This window comes from Rhodococcus jostii NBRC 16295, assembly GCF_001894825.1.
Classification (GTDB): Bacteria; Actinomycetota; Actinomycetes; order Mycobacteriales; family Mycobacteriaceae; genus Rhodococcus_F; species Rhodococcus_F jostii.
In genome coordinates, this window is sequence record NZ_BCWY01000260.1 from 1 (window position 1) to 785 (window position 785).

Sequence of the window (785 nt, forward strand, 5' to 3'; positions counted from 1 at the left end):
GCTGCGCCCGCACCCCGGCCAGGCACGCGCCGCCGCGAACATGGTCCGGTTGCTCGCCGACTCGGAGATCGTGCAGAGTCACGCCGATCCGAGTTGCACCGTCGTGCAGGATGCGTACTCGTTGCGGTGCGCCCCGCAGGTCGCCGGGGCCGCGCGGGACACTCTCGCGCACGCCGAGTTGGTGGCGTCGTGGGAGTTGGCGAGTGCGATCGACAACCCGGTGGTCACCCTGGACGGGCGGGTGGAGTCGAACGGCAATTTCCACGGGGCGCCGGTCGCCTACGTGCTGGACTTCCTGGCGATCGTGGTCGCGGACGTGGCGAGCATGAGCGAACGCCGCACCGACCGTTTCCTCGACGTCGCCCGCAATCACGGGCTGCCGCCGTTCCTGGCGGACGATCCCGGGGTCGACAGCGGTCACATGATCGCGCAGTACACCCAGGCCGCGATCGTCTCCGAACTCAAACGGCTCGCGGCGCCCGCGAGCGTCGACTCGATTCCGTCGTCGGCGATGCAGGAGGACCACGTGTCGATGGGGTGGTCGGCGGCCCGGAAGCTGCGCCGCGCGATCGACGGACTCACCCGGGTCCTGGCGATCGAGGCGTTGACGGCTGCCCGGGCACTGGACCTGCGGGCACCGCTGGCGCCGTCGCCCGCGACGGGTGCGGTGCGGGACGCGATCCGCGAGCACGTCGCCGGGCCGGGAACCGACCGTCACCTCGCGCCGGAGATCGAGGCCGCGGTCGCCCTCGCCTCCTCCGGCGCTCTGGTCACGGCCGCCGAGG

At 72.4% G+C, this 785-nt stretch carries 1 protein-coding gene; it reads left to right on the forward strand.

Going from position 1 to position 785, the window contains the following annotated elements:
- The coding region (locus RJ1_RS45090) for an aromatic amino acid lyase (RefSeq protein WP_170008957.1) at positions 1 to 785 on the forward strand (785 nt) is incomplete at both ends.